Origin of the sequence: Microbacterium sp. NPDC090225 (assembly GCF_044772365.1) — a bacterium.
Lineage (GTDB): Bacteria > Actinomycetota > Actinomycetes > Actinomycetales > Microbacteriaceae > Microbacterium.
In genome coordinates, this window is the sequence record NZ_JBIVYS010000001.1 from 2,337,879 (window position 1) to 2,362,444 (window position 24,566).

Below are 24,566 nucleotides of genomic sequence, written 5' to 3' on the forward strand. Positions count from 1 at the left end.
CAGCCGCGCCTAGCCACCGTCGGCCGCCAGTCGGTATCCGGCGCCGCGGATGGTCTCGATCGCCTCACGGCCGAAGGGCTTGTCGACCTTGCGCCGCAGGTGGCCGACGTACACCTCGACGATGTTCGGGTCGCCGTCGAAGTCGTCGTCCCACACTCCCTCGATGAGGGTGCGCTTCGAGATGACCTGCCCGCGGTGACGCATCAGGTACTCGAGCACCGAGAACTCGCGGGCGGTGAGGGTGATCGGCGTCTCGCCGCGCCAGACGTCGTGGGCAGCGGGGTCGAGGCGCAGGTCTCCGGCTTCGAGCACGGCCGGGCGCGCGACGGCCCCGCGACGCACGAGGGCGCGGATGCGGGCGACGAGGATCGCGAACGAGAACGGCTTGGTGACGTAGTCGTCGGCGCCGGTCTCGAGAGCCTCGACCTGATCCCACTCGCCGTCCTTGGCGGTGAGCATGAGCACGGGCGTCCAGTTCTCCTCGGCGCGCAGCGCCTCGCACACCTTCCATCCGCTCATGCCGGGCATCATCAGGTCGAGCACGATCGCGTCGTACCGGGTCTCGCGCGCCCGCCAGAGGCCGTCGACCCCGTTGTGGGCGACGTCGACCGCGAAGCCCTCGGCCTCGAGTCCGCGGCGCACGGCGTCGGCGAGACGCACCTCGTCGTCGACCACCAGAATGCGCATGCCTCCAGTGTGCTGCCTTTCTGCTGAAGCGCGGCTGAAGTCGGGGTTGTCTTGCGCACTCCACGCAGGAGAACTCTCCTTGCGCAGGAGCAGTTCGGGCCTCCGCTCCTGCAATCCGCGAGATCTCCTCCGCAACGGGGGCGGACGGATGCCGGAGGCGACCCGGGTAGCCTGAGCAGATGTCCGAGACGCCCCCGTTCAGCCCCACGGTCGCGCTGCTGACCGTGACGGCGGCGTGGCAGGCGGCGTTCGCCGAGGCGCTGAAACCGGTGGGTCTCACCTCGCGCACCTATGCGCTGCTCGGGCACATCCGCGCGATGCCGGGACTCTCGTTCAGCGAACTCGCGCGCCGCTCGCGCATCACGGCGCCGAGTGCGCACGTCGCAGTGGCGGGACTCAAGAAGGATGGGCTCGTCGAAGACGACACCGAGCGAGCGGGCGCCGCCTCGCACCTGCGCGTGACGCCGGCGGGGGATCGGCTGCTGGCGGATGCCGGGGCACGCATCGCCGCTCTCGATGCGGAGTTCGCGGCGAAGAATCCGTCGCTGACCGAGGCGCTGCGCGCCCACGTCGCCGACCTGATGCGCGCCCCGCGCTGAGCCGCCCCCCGCGCTGAGCCGCCCACTCCTTCGTCGAGACATCACTTCCGCCGTGAGACACCCACGTCGCTGATGGTGTCTCGCGACCGAAGTGAGGTCTCGCCGCCCGAGAACCTTTAGCTAGACTAAAGCTATGGAGAACATCCTGCTCGCCGCGCACGTGCTCGCCGGCATCCTCTTCGTCGGCCCCGTCGCCGTCACCACCAGCCTCTTCCCGCGATTCGCGGCACCGGCCACCGGCACAGGGGCGGATGCCGTCGCCACCGCGCCCGCGGTCGCGACCGCACCCGCCGTCGCGACGGTGTTGCATCGCATCACCCGGGTCTACGGCATCCTGGCGCTCGTCGTGCCCGTGATCGGACTCGTGCTCGCGGCCGTGCAGGGGCGTCTCGGCGAGATCTGGATCACGATCGCCATGGTGCTCACCGCCGTCGCCGGTGCGCTGCTGGCGCTGCGGATCGTGCCCGCCCAGCGCGATGCGCTCACTGGTTCCCTCGACCCGGGCGGTCTGCGCATGATGCGCATGCTCACCGGAGTCTTCAACCTGCTCTGGGCAGCGGTCGTCGTGCTCATGATCGTGCGGCCGGGTGCCGCGTGAGGCCCGTGCTGCGGGTGCTCGAGGTGCTGTCGGTGCTCGAACTGCTGAGCATCGTGGTGCTGTCGATCAACCTCGCCACCGTGCACATCGACGGGGTGGCCTCGGTGCTCGGGCCGGTGCACGGCGCGCTGTTCCTGGCGGTCGCGGTCACGGCGCTGTTCGCGCGCGACCTGATGCTGCGCACCCGCCTGATGGCGCTCATCCCGGTCGCCGGCGGTGCGCTCACCCTCGTCAACGTGCGAAAGGAAGCCCGCCGGTGAGCGTGCGGCACTTCTTCCGGCGCCCGCCCGCCGTGACCGCCGAGGAGGCGCAGCGGCTCATCGCCGACGGGGCGATCGTGGTCGACGTGCGACGCGTTCAGGACTGGCGCCGCGCCCACATCCCCGCTGCGATCCACATCCCGCTCGGCGAGCTCGAAGGCCGCGCCGACGAACTCCCCGATGACCGGATGCTCCTCACCTTCTGCACGGGAGGGCTGCTGTCGAGCGGCGCCGCGAACCTGCTCGCCGAGCTGGGCTTCGAGGCGACCAACATGGCGCGCGGGCTGATCGACTGGCGCGCCGCCGGGGGAGAACTGGTGAGCGGGGAGTAGCGCGGCGCGGGCCCTTCGACAGGCTCAGGGACCCAGGTTGAAGCGGCCCTTCGTCTCGCTGCGCTCGCTCCGGAACCGACACTGGGTCGCTGAGCTTGTCGAAGCGTCCCGCCTCGAGGAACCGGCCCACCTCACCCCAGGAAAGAGAAGAACTCGCGACGCACGGCGCTCACGTCGGTGCCCTCACGAGTCGGGTGCACGCGGTTCGTGAGCAGCACCCCGAAGTCGCCCGTACGCGGCGAGACCGCGAACGCGGTACCGGTGAAGCCGGTGTGGCCGACGGCATCCGCCCTGCCCATCCAGGCCGCGTCGTGTACGCGCAGGCCGAGCGCCTGGCCGTACCCCGCATCCGCCGTCGCGACCGGCGTCGTCATCAGGCGGATGCCGTCGGCGGACAGCGCACGTCCCTCCGCCCCGGCGCCGTCGTCGCGGATCATCCGCGCGAGGCTCGCCACGTCGTCCGCCGTGCCGAACAGGCCGGCGTGACCGGCGGGCCGACCGAGCGCGTGGGCGAGCTCGTCGTGCACCTCGCCCTGCACGAGCCCGCGATGCGGTTGCACCTCGGTGGCGACCGCGAGCGACGGCTCGGGCCGCCACGTCAGCGAAGATGCCCCGAGCAGCGCGGCGACCTCGGCGATCACCGCGTCCAGCGGCCGCCGTGCGACGTGCTCGATCAGCGCGCCGACCGCGATGAACCCGACGTCCGAGTAACGATGCGCGGTGCCGGGGGCGGCGAGCAGGTCGCTGCCGATGACTCGGGCGCGCAGTTCGTCGCCCGCGAGGCCGCTCCGCCAGGCGCCTCCCTCGGCTGGTAGCCCCGACGTGTGGGTGAGCAGGTGCCGCAGCGTGATCCGCTCGGCGCCGTCACCCGCGCCCACCGCCAGCAGCGGGCGCACGGGCTCGTCCAGCCCCAGCAGCCCGGCGTCGACGAGCCGCAGGGCGGCGACGGTCGTGAACGTCTTGGTGAGCGACGCCAGGTCGAACAGGTGCGCCGGGGTCACCGGCATCCGCTCCTCGTCGGAGGCGGTGCCGAGCACGAGCCGCTCCTCGACTCCGTCGATCGACCGCAGCGATGCCCACGCCGAGCCCGGAGCGCCGTTCACCACGCGCGACTCACTTGCTCATGCCGGAGGTGAGGCCGTTGATGATCTGCTTCGTCGCCAGCAGGAACAGCACGACCAGGGGGATCGTCGCGATCGTGAGTCCCGCGAACAGCTGCGGCCAGTCGGTGGAGTACTCGCCGAAGAAGCGGGTGAGTCCGACGGGCAGCGTGTACGAATGGCGGTCGCGCAGCAGGATCAGCGGGTAGAAGAAGTCGTTCCACACGGGCACGAAACGGAAGACGATCACCGTCGCGAGCGCCGGTCGCACGAGCGGCAGCAGGATCTGCACGAAGGTGCGGAACGGCCCCGCGCCATCGATGCGCGCCGCCTCTTCGAGCTCGATCGGCAGGGCGCGGAAGAAGACCGTCAGCACGAAGGTCGTGAACGGGATGCCGAGGGCGCCGTAGACGAGGATCAGGCTGAACACGTTGCTGGTCATCTTGAGCGAGTCGAGCAGGTAGAACAGCGGCAGGATCGCGAGGTGCACCGGCAGCATGAGGCCCGACAGGAACACCGCCTCGACGCCCCGGAAGAACTTCGCCCGCGCTCGCGCGAACGCGTAGGCGGCGAGCACCGACACGACCGTGGTCACGATGACCGAGCCGACGGTGACGGTGATCGAGTTGACGAAGTAGGTGTCGAAGGATGCCGTGATCCACGCGCTCTGGAAGCTCGTGAACGTGGGCGGCACGGGCAGCCCGAGCGGCTCGGTCGCGATCTGCTGCTGGGTGCGCAGCGAGTTGTTGACCATGAGCAGCAGCGGGCCGATCGCGACGAGCGCGTAGCCCCAGAGGAACACGTTCGCGAACAGACGCCCGATGAACGGGGTGTCGTTCGTGCGGCTCGACCGGCGTCGGGACGCGGTGGGGCGACGTCCCGAGACGATGGCCTCGGTGGTCGTCTCCGGACGGGTTTCGGTGGCGGTGCTCATCAGAACAGCTTTCGTTCGGCGCGACGCATCGTCGAGGTGATCACGACCGAGATCACCATGATGAAGATGAACAGGACCGTCGCGAGCGCGGAGGAGACCCCGATCGAGTTCGGGTTCCCTGACTCGAAAGCGGTGCGGTAGAAGAGCAGCATCATCACGTCGGTGGAGCCTGCGGGGGCGCCGTTGGATCCGGCGAGGGCGAACGGGATCGCCATCGCCTCCATGCTGCCGATGAAGGTGAGCACGGTGATGATGCCGATCGTGGGCGTGAGCATCGGCAGGGTGATGTAGCGGAAGCGCTTGCCGGCGGTGGCGCCGTCGAGCGAGGCGGCTTCTTCGATCTCTTCGGGGATGCCGCCGAGGGCTGCGCCGTAGAGCAGGATCGGGAAGCCGATCCACTGCCAGGCGCTGACGAGCACGATCACCCAGATCGCGAGCTGCGGGTCGCCGAGCCACGGCAGGGCGAGGCTCTCGAGGCCGACCCCGCGCAGGATCGCGTTGACCGGACCGAACAGCGGCGACAGCATGAGCGACCACAGATAGCCGATGACCATCGGGCTCACGAGATAGGGGAGCGCGAAGACCGTCTGGAAGAAGCGCTTGGTGCGCTTGCGCCGGTGCAGCAGCGTCGCGATGCCGAGACCGAGCGAGTTCTGGAAGACGAGCGCCCCGGCGAACAGCAGCAGGTTGTGCCCGAACGCGTTCCACAGCTCGGAGGCGTAGGGCTCCTTCGTGAGGAGCGTGATGTAGTTGGCGACGCCGGCGAAGCCGCCCTGCTTGGTGCCCTGCCAGTCGAAGAACGAGTAGCTGAGCGCGGCGAGCATCGGGTAGAGGATCAGCACCGCGAACAGCACGGCGGCGGGCAGCACGAACAGCGCCGCCGTGGGGGTGCTCAGCGCGATGCCCGCGCGGGTGCGGCGCTTCGGGGCGCCGGAGGAGGCGGGGTCGCGCCGGAGGGGGAGGGTCAGGGCCATGGTGTGTCTTTCGCTCCGCGAGGGGGCGCCGGATCGACGCCCCCTCGTGTTCGGATCAGGAACCCGGGGTGAACCAGGTGGAGACCCCGGACTGCAGGTCGGCGCCGAGCTGCTCGGGCGTCTTGTCGCCGAGGAACATCGCCTGGATGTCCGGGCCGAGCACCGCGGTGCCGGTCGGGTCGCCGTAGCGGAAGTCGACGAGCAGCAGGTAAGGAGCGGGGTTGGCGGTGTACGCCTCGTTCATCTCCTGCATGAGCGGGTCGGAGTACGTCACGCCGGGGAGCGCCGAGAACTGGTCGACCTCGTCGGCGACGAGCTGGCCGAACTCCGTCGTGGTCATCCAGTTGAGCAGCTCGGTCGCGGCCTCCTGGTTGTCGCTCGCGGCGTTGATGCCGAAGCTGCCGTCGGCGTAACCCGGGGTGACCGCGTGGTCGAGGGCGCTGCCGGGCGCCGGCGGCACCTCGTACACGCCCCACTCGGTGGAGGGCGCGGAGTTCTGGAACGTCGGCAGGTCGAACGAGCCGCCGGGCCACTGCGCGGCCTGGCCCGAGGTGAACTGCAGCACGGCGTCGGCGACGGCGATCGCGTTGACGTTCTTGTCGAGGTACTGCTGCATGTCCTTCACGATCTGCAGCGACGACACGTAGGCCGGGTCGGTGAAGTCGGCCTCGCCGGCGAGCACCTTCTCCTCGAAGTCGGCGCCGCCGTAGTTGGCCGAGCCCACGATGTCGTGGAACATCGGCAGCACCCAGTCCTCGCGGGCGCCGAGCGCCATCGGCGTGACGCCCTCGTCGAGCAGCGTGTCCTGCAGCTCGATGAACTCGTCCCAGTCGGTGGGCTCCTCGAGGCCCATCTCGTCGAACATCGTCTTGTTGTAGAACATCTGCATGGTCTGGTACGCGAAGGGCACGCCGTAGGTGGCCCCGTCGTCCTTGCCCTGAGCGGCGCGCAGCACGGTCGGGTCGAACTGGTCGAGACCGTCGACGATGTCGTCGATCGGCAGGATCTGCTCCGACTGGATCGCCGGTTGGATGCCGCCGTAGGCGCGGAGCATCGCGATGTCGGGTCCGTCGCTGCCCTCGAGGCCGGTGGCGAGGATCTGGTTGTACTCGGTGGGCTGGTAGCCCTCGAACTCGATGGTCACGCCGGGGTGCGATTCCTCGTAGGTGTCGAAGACGGCTTCCCACTTCGGCGACGAGGATGCCTGCCAGGACCAGATCTTGAGGGTGACCTCTTCGCCGTCTCCGTCGCCGCTGGACGCGGCCGGAGCGCAGCCCGCGACGGCGAGCCCGGTGACGAGAAGGCCCGCGGTGAACGCGAGTCGGGTGGTGCGGTGTCGCATGGGAATCCTCTCGGTTGATGAGAGCCGTCGGACGGGACCGGGGCGCTCTGCTGTGAATGCCTCTGCCCTACTTTGGGCAATCAGTTACAGAAGATCAAGGGGTTTCTGAAAATTCCTTTCACTTATTGATTCGAATCTGCAATCCTGTTCGCGTGACCACCAGCGCGATGACCGCCATCCACCAGAGGCTCTCCGTGCTCACGCCCACCGAGCGCCGGATCGCCTCCCACGTGCTCGCCGATCCGCAGAGCGCGGTCGACAACTCCATCACCCAGCTGGCGCTCGCCGTGGGCACCTCGGTCGCCAGCATCGCCCGATTCACGCAGAGCCTCGGCTTCTCCGGCTACCCCGATCTGCGCCTCGCCCTCGCCACCGAACTCGACCGCACGGCCTCCGATCGTGAGCGTTTCCAGGTGTCCGAGAGCGACGTCAGCCGCCACGACGACGCCCTCACGACCGTGCGCAAGATCGCCTTCGCCGAGGCATCCGCCATCGAGCGCACCGCGCGTCAGATCGACATCGACGTGCTCGAGACGTGCGTCGGCGCCGTGCGCGGCGCTCGCCGTATCGACATCTACGGCGCCGCATCGAGCGGCCTCGCCGCTCAAGACCTCGAGCAGAAACTGCACCGCGCCGGGCTCGTGGCCCAGGCCCGCACCGACCTGCACCTCGCGCTCACCGGTGCCGCCCTGCTCGACGAGCGCGACGTCGCCATCGCGATCTCGCACTCCGGGCGCACGCTCGAGATCGTGCAGTCGGCCGAGGTCGCCGCCCGCGCGGGCGCCACCACCATCGCGATCACCAACAACCCGCGCTCACCGCTCGCGCGGGTCTGCGATCTCGTGCTGTTCACCGCCGTCTCCGAGTCGACCTTCCGCTCGGGCGCGATGGCCAGCCGCATCGCGCAGCTCGCGGTGCTCGACTTCCTGTTCACCCGCATCGCGCAGGCCGACTACGACACCATCGCCGACAACCTCCAGCGCACCTTCAACGCCGTCACCGACCACAGAATCGACTGATCACATGCCCGCCCTGCACCTCGGAATCGACCGACTGATCCGCCGCGACATCCGCCCCGATCTGCTCGCCCGCCTCACCGGTGGCAGGGTCGGGATGCTGACGAACGACCTCGCGCTCACGTCCGACCTCGTACGGGGGAGGGAGGCGCTCGCCGCGACGGATTTCACGTTCACGAGACTCTTCGGCCCCGAGCACGGGTTGAGCGGGCGGGCGAGGGAGGGCGAACTCGTCGGCGACCTGCGCGATCCCGTCACCGGCGTCGAGGTGCGCAGCCTCTACGGCGATGCGGTGCGGCCGTCGGCATCCGATCTGGACGATCTCGACGTGGTTGTCGTCGACCTGCCCGACGTCGGCGCCCGCTTCTACACGTACATCTGGACGATGAGTCACCTGCTCGAAGCCTGCGCCGACGCGGGCGTCGCGGTCGTCGTGCTCGATCGCCCGAACCCGCTCGGCGGGCGGCTCGATCGCGCGGAAGGGCCGATGCTCGATGAGGCCGCGCAGTCCCTCGTCGGCCGTTGGACGATGCCGATCCGCCACGGCCTCACGATCGGTGAGCTCGCCCGGCACTGGGTGCGCACGCGTCGCATCGACGTCGAGCTCGACGTGATCGAGGTCGGCGGGCTCACACGCGACGCCGCGATCGGCGGTGGCGAGGCGACCTGGATGCCGCCGTCGCCGAACCTGCCGAGCCCCACCACGACGCTGCTGTACCCGGGCACCTGCCTCGCCGAGGGTGTGAACGTGTCGGAGGGTCGCAGCACTGCCGTGCCGTTCCGCGTGATCGCGGCGCCGTTCCTCGACGGGGAGCGCTACGCTTCCGCCGTCAATGCCCAGGATCTGCCCGGCCTCGTCGCCGTGCCCTACGGGTTCACCCCGCTCGTGCGCGACCACGCGGGCGAGGCGTGCGAGGGCATCATCCTGCACGTGACGGATGCCGAGGCGCTGCGCCCCGTATCGGCGGGCGTGCGGATGCTGTCGCTGATCGAGGAGCTGCACCCGGGCGCACTCGTCGAGCGCTCGCTCGTGCCGATGCCAGGGGAGTCGGACTGGAGCCCGCTTGAGAAGCTCTTCGGCGTGCGCGGTGCCTTCGCGCAGATCGTCGCGGGGGAGTGGAACGACCCCGAGCGCTTCGCGGTGCCGGGCTGGGCGGATGCTGTCGCCGACGACCTCCTCTACGCCTGAGGGTCCGCGCCCCTTCTGGGTCGCTGAGCCTGTCGAAGCGCCCCGCCCCGCACAACTTCGGAGATCCGACGAGACACGCCGCGTCGCGGCATCCGTCCCCCGGCGTGTCGCCCGAGAACTCCGAAGTTGTGCGGGGGCGCGACCGGATCAGCCCAGGGCGACGAGCCGGTCGAGCACCTCCGAGGACAGCGGTCGATCGGCGTAGACCCGCCGCTGCACGCCCGAGGTGAGGGCGTCGTCGGCCGGCGCGTCTCCTTCCCAGACCTGCGCGAGACCCACCCGCTCGAGCGTGCGCCACGACGCGCGGTTGTGGGCGAGCACGCGGGCGGTGACCGGCAGATCGGGGCGCGCGATGTTCGCCGCGGCCAGGCCCGCACGGCCGGCCTCGGTCGCGAGCCCGTGGCCCCACGCGGCCGGAGTGAGCCGATAGCCGAGGTTCCAGGCGGGGGCCTGGTGGGGTCGGATCGCCGCCCCGCCGATCCCGATGACCGTCCCGGCGTCGAGATCGCCGAGGGGCGCGCGCAGCCTCAGCAGCCACCAGCCGAGGCCGAACTCCGCCCACGACTTTCCGTGATCGGCCGCGCGAGCCCGGCTCTGGGAGATGTCGATCTCGACGGCCTCCGGCAGATGCGCCCACGTCGCGGGATCGGACTGCAGCGCGAAGATCGCGTCGACGGTCCGAGCATCCGCCGAGGCGATGGGAGTGAGGATCAGGCGGTCGGTCACGGTCTCTTCGAACACCTGCCCACGGTACCCGGGCTCGCGCCGCGGTCTACGCGTATGCGCGAGTCAGCTGCCGCACAATTTCGGAGATTCGACGAGACACGCCGCGTCGCGGCATCCGTCCCCCCGCGTGTCGCCCGAGAGCTCCGAAGTCGTGCAGGAGAACAGCCGGATGCCGTCACTCAGGACGCCGCGAACGCCTTCCGCGCCGCTGCGATCGCGGCCATGGCCCGGGGCCAGCCCACGTAGAACGCCAAGTGCGTGATCGCCTCGACCAGCTCTTCCTCGGTCACGCCGTTGTCACGGGCGAAGCCCAGGTGGAACTCGAGCTGGTCGACGGCCCCGAGCGTGACGAGCGCCGACACCGTGACGAGACTGCGGTCGCGCGGTGAGAGTTCGGGCCTGGCCCAGACCTCGTCGAACAGCACGGCATCCGTGTAGTGGGCGAGGGCCGGGGCGATGTCGCCGACGGAACGCTGCCCGCCCGTCCAGCCGGTCATGCGCCGACCGCCCCGTCGAACTCGGCATCCGTCACGTGCTCTTTCCACGTCGTGGTCGCCGCCGGGTCGTCGCCCGCTTCGAGGATCGCGATGTGCTCCATGAAGCAGCCGGGCGCCGCGGCATGCCAGTGATCCTGGCCGGGCGGCGTGTAGAGCGTCTGCCCCGGATGCACCTCGATGATGTTGCCGTCGCGGTCGCCGAACCGGGCCACACCCGAGGTCACGCGCAGGTACTGGCCGCGCGCATGCGAGTGCCAGGCGGTGCGGGCGCCGGGCGCGAAGCGCACCAGGGCGACGGTCGCGCGCTGGCCCGCCTCGTGCGGTGCGGCGATCACGTCGAGCCAGACGTCGCCGGCGAACTGCTCCGGCGGGTTCTTCGTGGTGGGAACGGATGCTTCGATGTTCATGGTGTCTCCTCTCGAAAGCCGACGGTCAGTCCGTCGTCAGCAGCACCTTGGTCGCACGGCGCTCGTCCATCGCCCGGTACCCCTCGGATGCCTCGTCGAGGGGCAGCGTGAGGTCGAAGACGACGCCGGGGTCGATCTCGCGATCCCAGATGAGCTGGATCAGCTCGGGCAGGTAGGCGCGCACGGGGGCGGGCCCGCCGTGCAGGTGCACGCTCGAGAAGAACAGCTCGAAACCGTCGAGCGACACGTCGTGCGAGACGCCGACGTATCCGACGTGTCCGCCGGCCCGCGTCGCGCGGATCGCCTGCTCCATCGACTCCTGGGTGCCGACGGCCTCGATGGTGCTGTGCGCACCGAGCCCGCCGGTCAGCTCCTTGATCGCGGCAACGCCGGCATCCCCGCGCTCCTCGACGATGTCGGTCGCACCGAACCTGCGGGCGAGCGCCTGCCGGTCGGCGTGCCGCGACATCGCGATGATGCGTTCGGCGCCGAGCTGCTTCGCGGCGAGGATGCCGAGCAGTCCGACGGCACCGTCACCGACGACCGCGACGGTCTTGCCGGGGCCGGCTTCGGCGGCGATGGCCGCGTACCAGCCGGTGCCGAGAACGTCGGATGCCGCGAGCAGCGACGGCACGAGGTCGGCGGTGGGCTCGCCGGGCGTCTTCACGAGGGTGCCGTCGGCGAGGGGGATGCGGGCGAACTGCGCCTGGGTGCCGACGGATCCCATCATCACCTGGTGCACGCAGCGCGACTGGTAGCCGGCCCGGCAGATCTCGCAGGTGTTGTCGGAGGCGACGAACGAGCCCACGACGTAGTCACCGGGCACGACGGACGTCACGGAATCGCCGACGGCCTCGACGACGCCGATGTACTCGTGGCCCATGCGCTGGCCGTGCGGGGCGAGGGGCTCGAGGCCGCGGTACGGCCAGAGGTCCGACCCGCAGATGCAGGTCGCGGTGACGCGGATGATCGCGTCGGTCGGCTCGACGATGACGGGCATCTCGAGCTCTTCGGTCCGGACATCGCCGGGGGCGTGCATGACGACTCCACGCATGTGGGTGGTCTCCTTCTGTGGGTGGATGCTTCCACTGTGCGCCTCGCGCGACGGGAAAGGGAGGCCCTGCGAAGGGGTGTACCGGCAGGGCACCCTTCACGCCTCCCGCGGCGGCGACCCGCGACCTACCCTGATGTGATGGACAACCGATCCGAGGTGCGCGAGTTCCTGATGACCCGCCGCGCACGGCTCACCCCCGAGGCGGTGGGACTCACCGCCGGCACCAACCGTCGTGTCGCGGGGCTGCGGCGCAGTGAGGTCGCCGCGCTCGCCGGGGTGAGCGTGGAGTACTACGCGAAACTCGAACGGGGCGCGCTCGCCGGGGCGTCGGCATCCGTTCTCGATGCGCTGTCGCGGGCGCTGCTGCTCGACGAGGCCGAGCGTGCGCATCTGCTCGACCTGGCGCGCGCCGCCGACGGCGTGCCCGCCAGCGGGCGTGCGCGCCGCCGGGTGACGAAGCAGAGCGCCCCGCGGCCGAGTCTGACGTGGGCGCTCGCCGCGATGACGGATGCCGTGGCCTTCGTGCGCGACGCGAACCAGAACCTGCTCGCGACCAACGAGCTGGGTCGCGCGTTCTACTCGCCCGTGATCGGCGACGGCGGGCGCACCCCCAATCTCGCGCGCTTCCAGTTCCTCGACCCCGCGTCGCGCGACTTCTACCCGGACTGGGACCTCTTCGCGAGCATGTGCGTCGGCATCATGCGCGCCGAGGCGGGGCGCGACCCGCACGACAAGGGCATGCAGGATCTCGTGGGCGAGCTGTCGACCCGTAGCGAGCTGTTCCGGTCGCTGTGGGCGGCGCACGACGTGCGGATCCACGGCACCGGCACGAAGCGGTTCCGGCATCCGGTCGTCGGTGGGCTGACGCTCGCCTACGAAGAACTCGCGATCACCGCCGAGCCCGGCAACGTGCTCATGGTCTACACCGCCGAACCCGGATCGCCGTCGGCCGAGCGGCTGCGTCTGCTCGCCTCGTGGGCGGCGGAGCATCCGCAGGTCGAGGTCCCCGCCGACACCGCGTAAGAAAATCGCACCGGTCTCGTCGTAGTACATGGCGCCGTTCCCTCATCGCGCGCCACGTCTTCGGTCCGTCTCCCCGTCGGACCGAGGCATCACGGAGGGGAGGAGGCTGGGGAGCGTCCTCCCCTCCCTCTCCGTTCAGGCCCGCGCGGTCAGGGCGCGACGGGGTAGTGGCTCGTGATCGCGATCCGGTTCCAGCTGTTGATCACGACGACGAGCCAGGTGACGGCGGCGATCTGCTTCTCGGTCAGCACGTCTTCGGGCGTGATGCCGCGATCGGGCAGGCGCCCGTGGTCGCCGATCAGCGTCACCCGCTCGGCGATGACGAGGGCGGCCTGCTCCTCAGGGCTGAAGTACTGCGACTCCCACCAGCCGGCGAGCACGGCCAGGCGGTCGGCGGTCTCGCCGTGCTTCACGGCATCCGCGGCGTGCATGCGCAGGCAGAACGCGCAGCCGTTGAGCTGCGAGGCCCGCACCTTCACCAGTTCGACGAGCAGCGGCGAGAGCCCGGCATCCGTTCCGGCCTCGGCGGCCGTGCCCGCGAACGCGAGCATCGCCTGGTAGGGAGCGGGGTAGGTTTTGCCGATGTTGACGTGCGACACGTTGTCTCCTTCGTCGGCGCGGGGTGCGCCGTCGAAGTGTTGACGCCGTAGCCGGGGGAAGTGTGACGGACGGGGTTATGCGCAGTCTCGCGTACCCAATTCAGGAAGATCGGGGATCGAGGGCCCGAATCGACCGATATCAGTGCAATTCCCCCCATTGTTCCTGAGTTGGGTACAGGCTCCGGGACCCAGCTGACGGCGGTGCGTGTGCGTAACTCCGGAAAAAACTTCGCGCCGAAGCCCGAAAGCGGCCCGAGATCGGCGGTTCGCCGGCGATTCTGAGGAGTTATGAACGCCCGGCCGCCGAGACCAGCCCCGCGATCAGCGGATTCTCGTCGAGCGGATCGGTGATCACGGCGGTCACGGCGGCGAGGTCGAGCACGGGGAAGCGCGAGACCGCCCCGATCTTCTCCTCGCTCGCGAGCACGATCGTCTCGGCGCAGCGCTGGGCGATGGCGCGCTTGGTGACGGCGTCGTCGAGGCTGCCGGTGGTGAGGCCGTGCTCGGGGTGGATGCCGGTGGCCCCGAGGTAGAACGTGTCGGCGGCAAGGTGCCGGATCGCCTCCATCGCGAGGGCGCCGCCGGCGACCATCGAGTGCCGCGACAGCTCGCCGCCGATCATGACGACGCGGGCGTCGGAGTGAGTGGCGACCGCGAGGGCGATCGCGGGGCTCGGGGTGATCACGGTGAGATCGGCGCCGGTCGGCAGCAGGCGGGCGAGGGCGAGAGTGGTCGTGCCGGCGTCGAGCACGATGGTCGACCCCGATCGGATGCCGTCGGCCGCATGCCGCGCGACCCGCTCCTTGCTCGCCGTCGCGAGGCCCGACCGCTCGTCGACGGGGCGGTCGGCGGCGGGCACCGGGAGGGCGCCGCCGTAGACGCGGATGACCTTGCCCTCGTCGGCGAGTTCGCGCAGGTCGCGGCGAATGGAGTCCTCGGAGAGCGCGAGTTCGGCGGCGACGTCCTTCGCGACGACCCGGCCGTCGCGGGCGAGGATCTCGAGCAGGTGGGCTTTGCGCTGCGCACCGAGCATTTGCATTCCTTCATGAAGTTGCACGTTCTTGCACGGTTAACGCTACAGTCTTCGGCATGAGAACTCCACTGCTGATCCTGATCGCCGGCCCCTACCGCTCCGGGACCGACGGCGACCCCGCGCGCATCACCGCCAACCTCGAACGGCTCGAAGAGGCATCCGCTCCGATCTTCCGCCTCGGGCACGTGCCGATGATCGGCGAATGGGTCGCCCTGCCGATCCTGCGCACGCTCGGTCCCGACCAGAACGCGGAGGAAAGCCCCGACGTCATGTACGAGACCGCGCACCGACTGCTGCAGCACTGCGATGCGGTGCTGCGTCTGCCCGGGGTATCCGCCGGCGCCGATAAGGACGTCGAGATCGCCCGCGAGCGCGGCCTGCCGGTGTACTTCTCGATCGACGAGATCCCGGCCGCCTGAGCAACGCCCTCGCCCGGGAACCTAGGCTGGAGGCATGACCAAGAACCTCTGGACCATCCTCGGCGTCATCGTGGCGGTCGTGATCGCCTGGTGGATCGTGAGCGCGCTGTTCTCGATCCTCTGGTTCGTCGCCAAGCTCGCCATCGTGCTGGTCGTCGCGGTCGTGGTCTTCCTCGTGCTGCGCGGGTTGTTCAGCTCGCGGTCGACCGACTGATCGCGGCGTCAGGGAACGCGACACCCGTCAGCTCCTCCGACAGCCGCCAGATGCGCGCGGCATCCGCCTCGCTGCGCAGTCGCGAGTAGATCGACTGCTCGGCCGGTGCGCCGCCGAGGTGCCCGGGGCCCTTCGGGCCGTAGAGGCGTCCGGCGCGGGCGTCCGCCGACGTCACCGCATACAGCGCGGGCAGCGCCGCGGTCTCGGGTGTGCCCAGCAGGATGCCGCGCGCAGACGCCCAGCGGATCACGCGCACACCCACGGTGTCGCGTGATCGCCCGAGCTCGGGTCGCGCCGCGAGCAGGTTCGTCGGAGCGACGCCCGGGTGCGACAGATTGCTCGTGATGCCCCATCCGTGGGCCGCGCTGCGACGGTCGAGCTCGAGCCCGAACACCCCGAACGCGATCTTGGACTGGCTGTAGGCGCGCCCGCCGTTGTACGTACGCTCCCACCCGAGGTCGTCCCAGTTGATGGATCCCTGGTTCGCGGCGACGCTCACCTGCGAGGTGATGCGTGCGCGCCCGGCCTGCAGCAGTGGCAGCAGGTGCCCGACGAGCGCGAAGTGGCCGAGGTGGTTGGTGCCGAACTGCAGCTCGAAGCCGTCGGCGGTGGTCTGCCGATCGGGCGGGGTCATGACACCGGCGTTGTTCACGAGCAGGTGGATCGGTCGTCCGTCGGCGCGCAGACGCTCGCCGAGGGCGGCGACGGATGCCAGCGACGACAGGTCGAGCGCGGCGATCTGCACGCGGGCATCGGGGGCGGCGGTGCGAATGGCGGATGCCGCGGCCTCGCCCTTCTTCGCGTTGCGCACGGGCAGCACGAGCTCGGCGCCGGCGGCGGCGAGGCGCGTCGCGATGCGCAGGCCGATCCCGTCGCTGCCTCCCGTGACGACGGCGCGCCGGCCGGTCAGGTCGGGGATCTCGATGTCGATGCTTCTGCGGGTCATGGTGTGCTCCTTCGTGGTCTGCTTCCAGCGTGCGGCGGTCGGCCCGGCGCATCCAGGACATGTCATGCAGTGGATACGCGTCGACCGCGGGTGCGAGGATCGGTGCGGCGAAAGGACGGTGCCGGATGGCGATCGACAGAGAGGCATTGGCGGGGTTCCTGCGACTGCGCCGCGACAGCCTGCAGCCGGAGGACGTCGGGTTGCACCGGGGCCAGCGCCGTCGCACCGAGGGACTGCGCCGCGAGGAGGTCGCGGCGCTCAGCCACATGTCGGCCGACTACTACGCGCGCCTCGAACGGGGCGATGGACCCCTGCCGTCGGAGCAGATGATCGCCGCGATCGCGCAGGGTCTGCACCTCACGATCGACGAGCGCGACCACCTCTTCCGCCTCGCGGGGCACCAGCCGCCGCCCCGCGGGGGAGCGGGCGACCACATCGGTCCGGGCATGCTGCGCATCTTCGATCGTCTGGGCGACACTCCGGCCGAGATCGTCAGCGAGCTCGGCGAGACGCTGCGGCAGACGCCGCTCGGCATCGCACTGACCGGCGACACGGCATCGTTGCGCGGCCCCGAGCGCAGCCTCGGCTACCGCTGGTTCAGCGATCCGCGCACCCGCGAGCTCTACGCCGAGGGGGAGCACGACTACCTCTCGCGGCTCTGGGTGTCGGGGCTGCGCGAGGTGATCGCGCGGCGCGGACCGGAGTCGCGGGCGGCCGCGCTCGCCGATGCCCTGCAGGGGCAGAGCGCGGAGTTCCGGGCGATCTGGGAGACGCACGAGGTCGGGCTCCGCCCGCACGAGACGAAGCGCTTCGTGCATCCGGAACTCGGACCGCTCGAACTCACCTGCCAGAGCCTGCTCGATCCGGAGCAGTCGCAGGCGCTGCTCGTCTACACCGCGATCCCCGGCAGTGAGAGCCACGAGAAGCTGCGGATGCTGTCGGCCCTGGCGCCGCGCATTGCCGTGTGAGATAGTGCGTACGATCGTACGCACATAGTGGTACCCTCGATCCATGACCGACTACTTCGCGGGCGACCCCCGTACGCATCGGGAGCGGATGCTCGCCGGCGATCTGTACATCGGCGACGACCCCGAACTCGCCGCCCGCACGGCCCGCGCCGCGCGCCTGGCCGACCTCTACCATCGGCAGACGATCTCGGGCGACCCGGCCGCGCGCGGCTGGCTGCAGGACCTCATCGGCGACCTCGGCGACGACGTCGCGATCCGCCCGCCCCTGCACGTCGACTACGGCGACCACATCTCGATCGGTGCACGCACCTTCGTGAACTTCAACCTCACGGCGCTCGACGTCGCCACGATCACGATCGGTGCCGACTGCCAGATCGGTCCGAACGTGCAGCTGCTCACCCCCACGCATCCGATCGATCCGACGATGCGCCGCGACAAGCTCGAGGCGGCCGAACCCATCGTCATCGGAGACAACGTGTGGCTCGGCGGGGGAGCGATCGTGTGCCCCGGAGTGACCATCGGCGAGAACTCCGTGATCGGCGCGGGCGCCGTCGTCACCCGCGACATCCCCGCGAACGTCGTCGCGGTCGGCAACCCGGCGCGCGTGATCCGCGAGATCGGCCCGAGCGATGGCCTCTGAGCCGGGAAGCCGACGCGGACGACAGAACGACCCCGCGCGCCGCGACCGCATCATCGACGCCTGCCTCGACGTCGTCGCCGAGAACGGCGTCGCGGGGGCCTCGCACCGTCGCATCGCCGACGCCGCCGGTGTTCCCCTCGGGTCGATGACCTACTACTTCGACGGCATCGACGACTTGCTGCGGGAGGCGTTCACCCGCTTCGGCACCGAGATCAGCGAGCGGTTCGAGAAGCGGATGGCGGCGGCATCCGACTCCGCCGAGGCGCGCGCCGCGGTGGTCGAACTGATCCTGCGCGACGTGTTCGGCGACGCGCGCGAGCTCGTCCTCTCGCATGAGATCTACACGCTCGCCGCCCGCGATCCCGCCTACCGGGCGATCACGACGGCGTGGATGGCCCGCAGCCGGGTCGCCCTCGAGCGCCACTTCGACCCGCAGACCGCCCGGATGCTCGACGCCCTGATCGAGGGCCTCTCGATCCACCGCGCCCTCGACGACGATGATCGCGACCCGGCCGAGGTCGCCATCGCCGTCGAGCGCATCACCACTCGCTGACCTCGGAAGACCATGACCACCACCACCCCCACGCGCGCCGATCGTCGCGCCCGCGGCGCCGTCGCCGCGCTCTTCCTCACCAATGGCGCGCTGTTCGCCAACATCCTGCCGCGCTACCCCGAGATCAAGGAGCAGCTCGGCCTCGACAACACCGTCTACGGGCTCGCCGTCGCCTCGTTCCCGGTCGGCGCGATCGTCGCGGGCCTCGCCGCCGCGGCGCTGATCCGACGCTTCGGGTCGGCGAAGGTCGCGGTCATCGGCACCGTGCTCACGAGCGTCGGCGTGCTCGCCGCCGGCCTCGCTCCCAGCGTGCTGCTGTTCGCGCTGGGCCTCTTCATCGGCGGAGCGATGGATGCCATCACCGACGTCGCCCAGAACGCCCACGGTCTGCGCGTGCAGCGCGGGTACGGCCGCTCGATCCTCAACTCCTTCCACGCCGTGTGGTCGATCGGCGCGGTGCTCGGTGGATCCATGGCCGCAGGGGCCATCGCGCTCGGCCTGCCGATCGGCGTGCACCTCGCGATCTCGGCGGTGCTGTTCTCCGCCGTATCGCTGACGGCGCTGCGGTTCTGCCTCCCCGGTCTCGATGCGGCCGCCGCAGCCGCTGACGAAGAGGCGGTGGCCGACCCGGCCGAGGTGCACGCGGCGGTGCGCGCCGGCATCCGTCCTCGTGTGGTCCTGATGCTGATCGCTCTGGTGATCATCGCGATGGCCGGAACGATCGTCGAAGACGCCGGCAACTCGTGGGCGACCCTCTACCTGGGCTCGCTCGGCGCCCCCGCGGCGATCGCGGCGACCGGGTTCATCGCGCTCGTCGGCGCGCAGTTCATCGGACGTCTGCTCGGCGACGGCCTCGTCGACCGCTTCGGTCAGCGACTCGTCGCCCGTGCCGGTGGAGTGATCGTGGTCGTCGGCATGGGCGTCGCGCTCGCGTTCCCCACGATCCCCGGCACGATCATCGGTTTCACCGCCGCCGGGTTCGGTGTGGCGACCCTGGTTCCCGCCGCGATGAACGAGGCCGATGTGCTGCCGGGCCTGCGTCACGGCACCGGTCTCACGGTCGTCTCGTGGCTCATGCGCCTCGGGTTTCTGCTGTCTCCGCCCGTCGTGGGAATGATCGCCGACGCGACGAGCCTGCGCGTGGGGCTGCTGCTGATCCCCGCGGTCGGCGTGGCCGTGGTGCTGTTCGCCGGGGTGCTGCGCGGGCGCGAGCGCGGGTGACGGGGTCGGCGGCGCCCCGCGGCTGGGCCTAACTCAGGAAATCTGTCGGATTCGAGCCGATTCGGCGCGGAGCCGGCCGGATTCGACCCGATCTTCCTGAGTTGGGTACGGCGGCGGCGTGCACAACTCCTCAGAGAACGCTGCACTCACCCCGATTCCGGCCGAATCCGGCTCGCGGCGGGCCGATTCTCCGGAGTTATGCACGCCCGCGACCTCACACCCACCCCTCCCGCGTCGTCAGAACGGGTATGAGACGACTCCACTTGCTCGCCCTCGGCTTCTCGACCCTTCTCGCCCTCTTCGTCGGCGGCTGGGCGTACTTCGCGGCGCAGAGCTTCTACGACTCGTTCCCCGGTGTGCTGGGGTCGTGGGTGTCGGTCGACGGCCCATTCAACGAGCACCTCATCCGCGACGTCGGCGCGATGTATCTCGCGCTCGGCGCGGCGAGTATCGGCGGGCTGATCTGGCGGCACCCCGTCGCGTACCGCGTGCTCGGCCTCGCCTGGACGGTCTTCGGCACCCTGCACTTCGCTTACCACGCGCTGCATCTCGCGCACATGTCGCTCGAGTCGGCGATCGGTGAGATGGTCGCGCTCGGGGTGAGCCTGCTGCTGGGGGTCGTGCTGCTGGTCCCCGAGCGCGCGGGCTCGCCGCGCAAACGATAGAGCCGATGCCGCAGCCTCAGCGCCGCCGACCCCGCCGCGTCTTCTGCACCGGGATCAGCCCGGTCTGCGCGGTGAGGATCGGTTCGACCGCCCTCCGCTGCGTGCGCATCCACACGACGAACCCCACCGCGGTGAACCCGCCGTAGAACACGTACATGAGACCGGTGGCGTAGTAGCCCGAGCTGAACAGCAGGGGCACGCCCACCACGTCGACGGCGATCCAGATCAGCCAGAACTCGGTCCAGCCCTTGGCCATGCCGTAGGTCGCGAGCAGTGAGCCGACGAAGGTCCAGGCGTCGGCCCAGACGGGCTCCCACGAACCGAGCGCCCGGAAGAGCGGGGTCAGCGCGACCGTGCCGATGACCAGGGCGAGCACCAGACCGATGCGCGCTCCGGTCGGCGCCCACCGCGGCTGGATCCGACCGCCCTCGGCCTGGCGCCAGCGCACCCAGCCGTAGATCGCGACGGCGATGAACATCACCTGGCGTCCGGCCTGACCGAGCAGGTGCGGCAGCGAATGGTCGGGGCTGAGCACCGAGCCGAGGAAGACGGTCAGCAGCAGCACGTTGCCGACGATGCCGACGGGCCAGGCCCAGATGCGGCGGCGCATCCCGCCGATCGCGCTCGCGAGACCGAAGGCGTTGCCGACGACCTCGCGCACGAGGAGCGTCTGGCCGCCCGGCAGCACCCAGTTCGAGTTGAAGGCGTCGATGAGCCAGTTCAGGGGATCCATGCTCAGGATGCCGGTGCGGGGGTGGCCCGCTCGTCGAGCGTGAGCTGCAGGAAGGTGAGGTCGAGCCAGCGGCCGAACTTGGCGCCGACCTGCGGCATCCGTCCGACCTCGACGAAGCCGAGCTTCTCGTGCAGCGCGACCGAGGCGGCGTTGCCGCTCTCGACGGCGGCGACCATGACGTGCACGCCCTGCGCGCGGGCCCGTTCGATCAGTTCGGTCATGAGCGTGCGCCCGATGCCGCGCCCGTGCTGCCCCTCGCGCACGTAGACCGAGTGCTCGACCGTGTGCCGGAACCCGCTGTGCGGGCGCCACCGGCCGAACGACGCGTACCCGAGCACACCCGTGTCATCCGTGGCGACGATCACCGGGAATCCGTCGCACGAGCGCTCGCCCAACCACGCGGCCCGGTCGTCGACGTCGACGGGATCCTCGTTCCAGATCGCGGTGGTGTGCACCACGGCGTGGTTGTGTATCTCGGTGAGCGCCTCGAGGTCGGCGATTCCGGCATCCCTGATCTGCACGGGGTTCTCCTGGGTCTGCGCTGCGGGAAGCGCATCGCCGACGGTATCAGGATGCGGCGGCGTTGGTGCGCCAGTTCTCCTGCACAGCTACCCGTTGCCTTGGCTTTCGCGCCGATCGGCGCCGGTGGGGCTGCACGCCGTCGACCGACGCGCCGTGCTCGACAGAATGGGCGGATGCTTCCCCTCTCACCGCTATAGCGCACGGGCCTGTCGATGAGCAGCCTCATCCGTCAGGCGATCCATTCGGCGTACGGCCACGTCGATGACGAAGGCGAAACCCGGCGCGCCCTCGCGGCGACCTTCGGCGCCGTGACCTCTGACAAGTCGGGGGAGCAGCTCGTCGACGGCATCCGCTCCGGGCGGCGTCTCGCTGCGCTTTCATGATCAGCCTCATCGATACGTCTGTACTGATCGATCACACGCGGGGGATCGTCGGCGCGCACCGGGCCCTGCTCTCTGCGGTCGAGAGAGGCGCTCTGCATTCGAGTGAGATCGTGCGGACGGAGCTCCTCGTCCTGATCCGAGAGCGCGAGCTCGAGGTGATCTCTCCGCTGATCGACCGGATCATCTGGCACCCGGTCGATCGGCCGGTCGCGGAGCGCGCCGGTGAACTCGGGCGCCGGTGGCGCCCTGCCTACTCAGGGATCGACGCCGCCGACTTCATCGTCGCGGCTACGGCCGATCTGCTCGGAGCCGAGCTTCTCACCCGCAACGTCGAGCACTTCCCGATGTTCGACGGACTCGCCCCGCCCTACTGAGATGGGGCGACGTCGGTGCGCCAGTGCGAGAGCTTGTGCGGGTTCATCATGATCCACACGCGGGTGACCGCCCCGTCGGTGACGCCGAGGTTCACGACACTGACGACCTCGCCGTGCTCGCGGAACAGCAGTGCGAGCCCGTCGCCGGTCTCGATCTCCTCGATCTGCATGTCGGGGCGCTTCGCCGCGATCCCGAGCAGAAACCGGGCGACGCGATCGCCACCGGATACGACGTTGAGGGCCGCGCGCACGACACCGCCGCCGTCGCTGTGCAGCTCGACATCGGGGGCGAGCACCCGCAGCAGTTGCTCGATGCCGCCCGAACGGCTCGCCTGCTGGAACGCCCGCACCACCCGGTCGTGCTCGGCGCGCGGCACCGCATTCGTGCGGTTCTCCCGCATGTGGCGCCGGGCCGATGTCGCGAGCTGGCGCACGGCCGCCGCCGAGCGCCCGAGGATCTCGGCGATCTCGGGGAACGGCACGTCGAAGATGTCGTGCAGCACGAACGCGACGCGCTCGGCCGGCGTCATCGATTCGAGCACCACGAGCAGCGCGGTCGACACCGACTCATCGAGCGCGACCCGCTCCAACGGGTCGTCGAGGGCGACGGATGCCGGCGCGATCCGCTCCCCGCCCACGAACAGGTCGAGCGGCACCGGTTCGGGCAGCCACTGCCCGACGTACTGCTCGCGTCGTCGCCGCGCCGAGGTCAGCAGGTCGAGCGAGATGCGGCTCGCGACCGTGGTGAGCCACCCGGGCGGGTTCAGGATGCCGGAGCGCTCGGCATCCGTCATCCGATACCAGCGCACGTACGTCTCCTGCACGACGTCCTCGGCATCGGCCAGGGTTCCCGTCATGCGATAGGCGAGGGAGGTGAGCCGACGGCGTTCGCCGAACACGTCGTCCTGGTCGTCGTCCACGGGTTCTCCTCGTCGGGGCACTCTCGAAGACGGGTGCTCTCGAAGACTACCGACCTCACACTTCACCCCGCCGCATCGTCGGACCTGTGACAGGGTGACGCGCAGGGCACCCCGAACGAGAGGAAGACCCATGAGGATCGCCGTCGCCGGAGGCACCGGAACCGTCGGACGCCACGTCAGCCGCACCGCGCGCGAGGCCGGGCACGATGTCGTCGTGCTCTCGCGCGCGAGCGGGGCGAACGTGCTCACCGGTGAGGGGGTGACCGAGGCGCTCGCCGGAGCGGATGCCGTCATCGACGTCACCAGCATCATGACGCTGTCGGAGAAGAAGGCGCGGGACTTCTTCGAGACCGGCACGCGCACCCTGCTCGCGGCTGGGGCGCAGGTCGGGGTGGCGCACCACGTGGCGCTCTCGATCGTCGGGATCGACGGCATCGACACCGCGTACTACGCGGCGAAGCTCGCCCAGGAGCGGGCGGTCGCGGCGGGCACGATCCCGCACACGATCGTGCGGGCGGCGCAGTTCCACGAGTTCGCGGGGCAGGTGCTCGCGCAGATCGCCGGACCCTTCGCGGTCGCCCCGCGCACGCTCATGCGCCCGGTCGCCGCCCGCGAAGTCGCCGCGCACGTGGTGCGGGTGGCCGAGGCAGGACCCGTCGGGCGCGCGCAGGACCTCGTCGGCCCGCGCGACGAGACGCTCGTCGACGTCGCCCGACGGCAGCTCGCGTTCGACGGCATCCGTCGGCGGGTGCTCGATGTGAAGCTGCCCGGTGCCTACGGTCGGGGCCTCGCGTCGGGTGCACTGCGCGGCGGACCCGACGCGCTGCAGGGCGCGATCACGTTCGACGAATGGCTGCGCAGCCCGGATCACGCGCGCGGCTGAGGTCGGGAGGGCCTCTCTGGAGCGCACGCTCAGAGTGTGCTCAGATGGAAGCATGAGCACCGTCGACCCTGATGCGGCCCGCCGCGCACGAGCCGCTCGAGTTCCGACCATCAAGGATCTCTTCGTCCCCGGCATCCTCGCCTTCGCCGGCGCGGGCGGTCTGATGACGTGCGTGCTCATGATGGCGCGTGAGCCCGCGGCCGACGAGGTGTCGGCGCACACCGGGTGGCTGCTGGTGGCGATGACGGGCACCCTGATCGGGGGTCTCGCGGCGATCGCCGGGCTGATCTTCTGGGTACGGCTCTCGGTCAAGAACCTCCGTCTCCCGGGGTGGGCCGCGCCGATCGCGCTCGTGACCGCGGGCGCGGGAGTCGGTTGCCTGCTGAACGCCGGACCGATCGTTCTCGGCGTCTCCCTCCTCGGCGTGAGCGTGCTGTTCGCCCTGCTCGCCGTCGTGGGTCTGCGTCGTCGTACGACGCAGGCGAGGACCGAGGAGGAGATCGTGCGCGGTTCCGATCCGGTCGACGGAACGGTGACGAATCAGGGCTACACGCACTTCGGTGAGTCGACGCGCATCCTCACCGCTGTCACCTACTCCTTCGTCGACGGCCAGGGCACGCAGCGCTTCGTTCGTCGCGGCGCGGTCATCGACGTCGCCGATCCGCTCGTCGAGGGCGAATCCGTCGACGTCTGGTTCGACCGGATGAACCCCGCCGACGAGAAGCGCATCGTCGTTCGCCGTCGGCGCGGCTGAG

General features: G+C 70.3%; 33 protein-coding genes. 18 read left to right on the plus strand and 15 right to left on the minus strand.

Annotated elements, in window-relative coordinates; genetic code table 11:
• Positions 1-9: 9 nt before the first annotated feature.
• Positions 10-687 (minus strand): response regulator transcription factor, encoded by a 678-nt coding sequence (locus ACIQTT_RS11200; RefSeq protein WP_402789642.1) that lies wholly within the window; start codon positions 685-687, stop codon positions 10-12.
• Positions 688-866: 179 nt separating this feature from the next.
• Between ACIQTT_RS11200 and ACIQTT_RS11205 the strand changes: the two genes are divergently transcribed.
• From ACIQTT_RS11205 to ACIQTT_RS11220, 4 genes are all read left to right on the plus strand, one after another.
• Entirely contained in the window at positions 867-1,286 is a 420-nt protein-coding gene (locus tag ACIQTT_RS11205) for a MarR family winged helix-turn-helix transcriptional regulator (protein ID WP_402789644.1), read from the plus strand.
• 133 nt (positions 1,287-1,419) lie between these two features.
• On the plus strand, positions 1,420-1,884 hold the full coding sequence (locus ACIQTT_RS11210) for a hypothetical protein (protein WP_402789647.1): 465 nt from the start codon (positions 1,420-1,422) through the stop codon (positions 1,882-1,884).
• A complete protein-coding gene (locus ACIQTT_RS11215; RefSeq protein WP_402789650.1) occupies positions 1,881-2,144 on the plus strand; it encodes a hypothetical protein in 264 nt (87 codons plus the stop codon). The genes ACIQTT_RS11210 and ACIQTT_RS11215 overlap by 4 nt, the downstream gene beginning before the upstream one ends.
• Positions 2,141-2,476: a rhodanese-like domain-containing protein gene (locus ACIQTT_RS11220; protein ID WP_402789652.1), complete on the plus strand. Its 336-nt coding sequence runs from the start codon at positions 2,141-2,143 to the stop codon at positions 2,474-2,476. Before ACIQTT_RS11215 ends, ACIQTT_RS11220 begins: the two co-directional genes overlap by 4 nt.
• A gap of 131 nt (positions 2,477-2,607) precedes the next feature.
• On the opposite strand, the gene ACIQTT_RS11225 is transcribed toward ACIQTT_RS11220, so the two are convergent.
• From ACIQTT_RS11225 to ACIQTT_RS11240, 4 genes are read right to left on the minus strand one after another with little or no spacing between them, the layout of a single operon-like run.
• Positions 2,608-3,579, minus strand: coding sequence for a serine hydrolase domain-containing protein (locus tag ACIQTT_RS11225; protein ID WP_402789655.1), 972 nt, complete (start codon positions 3,577-3,579; stop codon positions 2,608-2,610).
• Between the two features lie 10 nt (positions 3,580-3,589).
• A complete protein-coding gene (locus ACIQTT_RS11230; protein ID WP_402789657.1) occupies positions 3,590-4,510 on the minus strand; it encodes a carbohydrate ABC transporter permease in 921 nt (306 codons plus the stop codon).
• On the minus strand, positions 4,510-5,484 hold the full coding sequence (locus ACIQTT_RS11235; protein WP_402789660.1) for a carbohydrate ABC transporter permease: 975 nt from the start codon (positions 5,482-5,484) through the stop codon (positions 4,510-4,512). Before ACIQTT_RS11235 ends, ACIQTT_RS11230 begins: the two co-directional genes overlap by 1 nt.
• A 55-nt stretch (positions 5,485-5,539) precedes the next feature.
• Complete coding sequence (locus ACIQTT_RS11240; protein WP_402789663.1) at positions 5,540-6,826, minus strand: ABC transporter substrate-binding protein; 1,287 nt, start codon at positions 6,824-6,826, stop codon at positions 5,540-5,542.
• A gap of 152 nt (positions 6,827-6,978) precedes the next feature.
• Here ACIQTT_RS11240 and ACIQTT_RS11245 point away from each other — a divergent pair, with 152 nt between their 5' ends.
• Both ACIQTT_RS11245 and ACIQTT_RS11250 read left to right on the plus strand, forming a co-directional pair.
• Positions 6,979-7,845, plus strand: coding sequence for a MurR/RpiR family transcriptional regulator (locus ACIQTT_RS11245; protein WP_402789666.1), 867 nt, complete (start codon positions 6,979-6,981; stop codon positions 7,843-7,845).
• Positions 7,846-7,849: 4 nt separating this feature from the next.
• The gene (locus ACIQTT_RS11250) at positions 7,850-9,031 is read left to right on the plus strand and encodes an exo-beta-N-acetylmuramidase NamZ domain-containing protein (protein WP_402789669.1); all 1,182 of its coding nucleotides are present in this window, start codon (positions 7,850-7,852) and stop codon (positions 9,029-9,031) included.
• Between the two features lie 147 nt (positions 9,032-9,178).
• Here ACIQTT_RS11250 and ACIQTT_RS11255 read toward each other — a convergent pair whose 3' ends face one another.
• The 4 genes from ACIQTT_RS11255 to ACIQTT_RS11270 all read right to left on the minus strand — a co-directional run bounded on the left by ACIQTT_RS11255 (position 9,179) and on the right by ACIQTT_RS11270 (position 11,715).
• The gene (locus ACIQTT_RS11255; protein ID WP_402789671.1) at positions 9,179-9,772 is read right to left on the minus strand and encodes a GNAT family N-acetyltransferase; all 594 of its coding nucleotides are present in this window, start codon (positions 9,770-9,772) and stop codon (positions 9,179-9,181) included.
• Between the two features lie 164 nt (positions 9,773-9,936).
• Positions 9,937-10,254, minus strand: coding sequence for a carboxymuconolactone decarboxylase family protein (locus ACIQTT_RS11260; protein WP_402789673.1), 318 nt, complete (start codon positions 10,252-10,254; stop codon positions 9,937-9,939).
• The gene (locus tag ACIQTT_RS11265; protein WP_247624135.1) at positions 10,251-10,661 is read right to left on the minus strand and encodes a cupin domain-containing protein; all 411 of its coding nucleotides are present in this window, start codon (positions 10,659-10,661) and stop codon (positions 10,251-10,253) included. Before ACIQTT_RS11265 ends, ACIQTT_RS11260 begins: the two co-directional genes overlap by 4 nt.
• A 25-nt stretch (positions 10,662-10,686) precedes the next feature.
• Positions 10,687-11,715 (minus strand): zinc-dependent alcohol dehydrogenase family protein, encoded by a 1,029-nt coding sequence (locus ACIQTT_RS11270; protein ID WP_402789677.1) that lies wholly within the window; start codon positions 11,713-11,715, stop codon positions 10,687-10,689.
• A 138-nt stretch (positions 11,716-11,853) separates the two neighbouring features.
• Between ACIQTT_RS11270 and ACIQTT_RS11275 the strand changes: the two genes are divergently transcribed.
• A complete protein-coding gene (locus ACIQTT_RS11275) occupies positions 11,854-12,738 on the plus strand; it encodes a helix-turn-helix domain-containing protein (protein ID WP_402789680.1) in 885 nt (294 codons plus the stop codon).
• Positions 12,739-12,887: 149 nt separating this feature from the next.
• Here the strand turns inward: ACIQTT_RS11275 and ACIQTT_RS11280 are convergent, their stop codons facing one another.
• Together ACIQTT_RS11280 and ACIQTT_RS11285 are read right to left on the minus strand one after the other, a co-directional pair.
• The gene (locus ACIQTT_RS11280) at positions 12,888-13,337 is read right to left on the minus strand and encodes a carboxymuconolactone decarboxylase family protein (RefSeq protein ID WP_247633493.1); all 450 of its coding nucleotides are present in this window, start codon (positions 13,335-13,337) and stop codon (positions 12,888-12,890) included.
• A 286-nt stretch (positions 13,338-13,623) separates the two neighbouring features.
• On the minus strand, positions 13,624-14,370 hold the full coding sequence (locus ACIQTT_RS11285) for a DeoR/GlpR family DNA-binding transcription regulator (protein WP_402789684.1): 747 nt from the start codon (positions 14,368-14,370) through the stop codon (positions 13,624-13,626).
• 56 nt (positions 14,371-14,426) lie between these two features.
• Here ACIQTT_RS11285 and ACIQTT_RS11290 point away from each other — a divergent pair, with 56 nt between their 5' ends.
• Together ACIQTT_RS11290 and ACIQTT_RS11295 are read left to right on the plus strand one after the other, a co-directional pair.
• Positions 14,427-14,789 carry a DUF4406 domain-containing protein gene (locus ACIQTT_RS11290; protein ID WP_402789687.1) on the plus strand — a complete coding sequence of 121 codons (363 nt, stop codon included), beginning with the start codon at positions 14,427-14,429 and terminating at the stop codon, positions 14,787-14,789.
• Positions 14,790-14,823: 34 nt separating this feature from the next.
• Positions 14,824-15,003, plus strand: coding sequence for a hypothetical protein (locus tag ACIQTT_RS11295; RefSeq protein WP_402789689.1), 180 nt, complete (start codon positions 14,824-14,826; stop codon positions 15,001-15,003).
• On the opposite strand, the gene ACIQTT_RS11300 is transcribed toward ACIQTT_RS11295, so the two are convergent.
• Entirely contained in the window at positions 14,981-15,949 is a 969-nt protein-coding gene (locus ACIQTT_RS11300) for an SDR family oxidoreductase (protein WP_402789692.1), read from the minus strand. The genes ACIQTT_RS11295 and ACIQTT_RS11300 overlap by 23 nt on opposite strands.
• A 125-nt stretch (positions 15,950-16,074) precedes the next feature.
• Here ACIQTT_RS11300 and ACIQTT_RS11305 point away from each other — a divergent pair, with 125 nt between their 5' ends.
• The 5 genes from ACIQTT_RS11305 (at position 16,075) to ACIQTT_RS11325 (ending at position 19,996) form a co-directional block, all read left to right on the plus strand.
• Positions 16,075-16,917, plus strand: coding sequence for a helix-turn-helix transcriptional regulator (locus tag ACIQTT_RS11305; RefSeq protein WP_402789694.1), 843 nt, complete (start codon positions 16,075-16,077; stop codon positions 16,915-16,917).
• Positions 16,918-16,960: 43 nt separating this feature from the next.
• Complete coding sequence (locus ACIQTT_RS11310) at positions 16,961-17,557, plus strand: sugar O-acetyltransferase (RefSeq protein WP_402789696.1); 597 nt, start codon at positions 16,961-16,963, stop codon at positions 17,555-17,557.
• The gene (locus tag ACIQTT_RS11315; RefSeq protein ID WP_402789699.1) at positions 17,547-18,110 is read left to right on the plus strand and encodes a TetR/AcrR family transcriptional regulator; all 564 of its coding nucleotides are present in this window, start codon (positions 17,547-17,549) and stop codon (positions 18,108-18,110) included. Before ACIQTT_RS11310 ends, ACIQTT_RS11315 begins: the two co-directional genes overlap by 11 nt.
• Before the next feature lie 12 nt (positions 18,111-18,122).
• Complete coding sequence (locus ACIQTT_RS11320; RefSeq protein ID WP_402789702.1) at positions 18,123-19,331, plus strand: MFS transporter; 1,209 nt, start codon at positions 18,123-18,125, stop codon at positions 19,329-19,331.
• Positions 19,332-19,579: 248 nt separating this feature from the next.
• The gene (locus ACIQTT_RS11325) at positions 19,580-19,996 is read left to right on the plus strand and encodes a hypothetical protein (RefSeq protein ID WP_402789705.1); all 417 of its coding nucleotides are present in this window, start codon (positions 19,580-19,582) and stop codon (positions 19,994-19,996) included.
• A gap of 16 nt (positions 19,997-20,012) precedes the next feature.
• Here the strand turns inward: ACIQTT_RS11325 and pnuC are convergent, their stop codons facing one another.
• Both pnuC and ACIQTT_RS11335 read right to left on the minus strand, forming a co-directional pair.
• A complete protein-coding gene (gene pnuC / locus ACIQTT_RS11330; protein ID WP_402789707.1) occupies positions 20,013-20,729 on the minus strand; it encodes a nicotinamide riboside transporter PnuC in 717 nt (238 codons plus the stop codon).
• A 2-nt stretch (positions 20,730-20,731) separates the two neighbouring features.
• Positions 20,732-21,250: a GNAT family N-acetyltransferase gene (locus tag ACIQTT_RS11335; protein ID WP_402789709.1), complete on the minus strand. Its 519-nt coding sequence runs from the start codon at positions 21,248-21,250 to the stop codon at positions 20,732-20,734.
• Positions 21,251-21,463: 213 nt separating this feature from the next.
• Here ACIQTT_RS11335 and ACIQTT_RS11340 point away from each other — a divergent pair, with 213 nt between their 5' ends.
• Both ACIQTT_RS11340 and ACIQTT_RS11345 read left to right on the plus strand, forming a co-directional pair.
• A complete protein-coding gene (locus ACIQTT_RS11340; RefSeq protein ID WP_402789712.1) occupies positions 21,464-21,634 on the plus strand; it encodes a hypothetical protein in 171 nt (56 codons plus the stop codon).
• Complete coding sequence (locus ACIQTT_RS11345) at positions 21,631-22,008, plus strand: type II toxin-antitoxin system VapC family toxin (RefSeq protein WP_402789714.1); 378 nt, start codon at positions 21,631-21,633, stop codon at positions 22,006-22,008. Before ACIQTT_RS11340 ends, ACIQTT_RS11345 begins: the two co-directional genes overlap by 4 nt.
• Here ACIQTT_RS11345 and sigJ read toward each other — a convergent pair.
• A complete protein-coding gene (sigJ, locus tag ACIQTT_RS11350; RefSeq protein ID WP_402789716.1) occupies positions 22,002-22,928 on the minus strand; it encodes an RNA polymerase sigma factor SigJ in 927 nt (308 codons plus the stop codon). The genes ACIQTT_RS11345 and sigJ overlap by 7 nt on opposite strands.
• Before the next feature lie 130 nt (positions 22,929-23,058).
• On the opposite strand from sigJ, the gene ACIQTT_RS11355 reads away from it, so the two are divergent.
• A complete protein-coding gene (locus ACIQTT_RS11355; RefSeq protein ID WP_402789719.1) occupies positions 23,059-23,811 on the plus strand; it encodes an SDR family oxidoreductase in 753 nt (250 codons plus the stop codon).
• A gap of 52 nt (positions 23,812-23,863) precedes the next feature.
• Complete coding sequence (locus tag ACIQTT_RS11360) at positions 23,864-24,565, plus strand: hypothetical protein (RefSeq protein WP_402789721.1); 702 nt, start codon at positions 23,864-23,866, stop codon at positions 24,563-24,565.
• The last annotated feature ends 1 nt before the right edge of the window (position 24,566 follow it).

Bases quoted from the DNA above. Each gene is read 5' to 3' on its own strand.
- ACIQTT_RS11205 (WP_402789644.1), top strand. From the start codon at position 867: ATGTCCGAGACGCCCCCGTTCAGCCCCACGGTCGCGCTGCTGACCGTG.
- ACIQTT_RS11270 (WP_402789677.1), bottom strand. From the start codon at position 11,715: ATGCGTGGAGTCGTCATGCACGCCCCCGGCGATGTCCGGACCGAAGAG.
- ACIQTT_RS11210 (WP_402789647.1), top strand. From the start codon at position 1,420: ATGGAGAACATCCTGCTCGCCGCGCACGTGCTCGCCGGCATCCTCTTC.
- ACIQTT_RS11260 (WP_402789673.1), bottom strand. From the start codon at position 10,254: ATGACCGGCTGGACGGGCGGGCAGCGTTCCGTCGGCGACATCGCCCCG.
- ACIQTT_RS11290 (WP_402789687.1), top strand. From the start codon at position 14,427: ATGAGAACTCCACTGCTGATCCTGATCGCCGGCCCCTACCGCTCCGGG.
- ACIQTT_RS11295 (WP_402789689.1), top strand. From the start codon at position 14,824: ATGACCAAGAACCTCTGGACCATCCTCGGCGTCATCGTGGCGGTCGTG.
- ACIQTT_RS11340 (WP_402789712.1), top strand. From the start codon at position 21,464: ATGAGCAGCCTCATCCGTCAGGCGATCCATTCGGCGTACGGCCACGTC.
- ACIQTT_RS11320 (WP_402789702.1), top strand. From the start codon at position 18,123: ATGACCACCACCACCCCCACGCGCGCCGATCGTCGCGCCCGCGGCGCC.
- ACIQTT_RS11265 (WP_247624135.1), bottom strand. From the start codon at position 10,661: ATGAACATCGAAGCATCCGTTCCCACCACGAAGAACCCGCCGGAGCAG.
- ACIQTT_RS11235 (WP_402789660.1), bottom strand. From the start codon at position 5,484: ATGGCCCTGACCCTCCCCCTCCGGCGCGACCCCGCCTCCTCCGGCGCC.
- ACIQTT_RS11315 (WP_402789699.1), top strand. From the start codon at position 17,547: ATGGCCTCTGAGCCGGGAAGCCGACGCGGACGACAGAACGACCCCGCG.
- ACIQTT_RS11240 (WP_402789663.1), bottom strand. From the start codon at position 6,826: ATGCGACACCGCACCACCCGACTCGCGTTCACCGCGGGCCTTCTCGTC.
- ACIQTT_RS11285 (WP_402789684.1), bottom strand. From the start codon at position 14,370: ATGCTCGGTGCGCAGCGCAAAGCCCACCTGCTCGAGATCCTCGCCCGC.
- ACIQTT_RS11250 (WP_402789669.1), top strand. From the start codon at position 7,850: ATGCCCGCCCTGCACCTCGGAATCGACCGACTGATCCGCCGCGACATC.
- ACIQTT_RS11200 (WP_402789642.1), bottom strand. From the start codon at position 687: ATGCGCATTCTGGTGGTCGACGACGAGGTGCGTCTCGCCGACGCCGTG.
- ACIQTT_RS11345 (WP_402789714.1), top strand. From the start codon at position 21,631: ATGATCAGCCTCATCGATACGTCTGTACTGATCGATCACACGCGGGGG.
- ACIQTT_RS11325 (WP_402789705.1), top strand. From the start codon at position 19,580: ATGAGACGACTCCACTTGCTCGCCCTCGGCTTCTCGACCCTTCTCGCC.
- ACIQTT_RS11230 (WP_402789657.1), bottom strand. From the start codon at position 4,510: ATGAGCACCGCCACCGAAACCCGTCCGGAGACGACCACCGAGGCCATC.
- ACIQTT_RS11310 (WP_402789696.1), top strand. From the start codon at position 16,961: ATGACCGACTACTTCGCGGGCGACCCCCGTACGCATCGGGAGCGGATG.
- pnuC (WP_402789707.1), bottom strand. From the start codon at position 20,729: ATGGATCCCCTGAACTGGCTCATCGACGCCTTCAACTCGAACTGGGTG.
- ACIQTT_RS11275 (WP_402789680.1), top strand. From the start codon at position 11,854: ATGGACAACCGATCCGAGGTGCGCGAGTTCCTGATGACCCGCCGCGCA.
- ACIQTT_RS11300 (WP_402789692.1), bottom strand. From the start codon at position 15,949: ATGACCCGCAGAAGCATCGACATCGAGATCCCCGACCTGACCGGCCGG.
- ACIQTT_RS11305 (WP_402789694.1), top strand. From the start codon at position 16,075: ATGGCGATCGACAGAGAGGCATTGGCGGGGTTCCTGCGACTGCGCCGC.
- ACIQTT_RS11355 (WP_402789719.1), top strand. From the start codon at position 23,059: ATGAGGATCGCCGTCGCCGGAGGCACCGGAACCGTCGGACGCCACGTC.
- ACIQTT_RS11360 (WP_402789721.1), top strand. From the start codon at position 23,864: ATGAGCACCGTCGACCCTGATGCGGCCCGCCGCGCACGAGCCGCTCGA.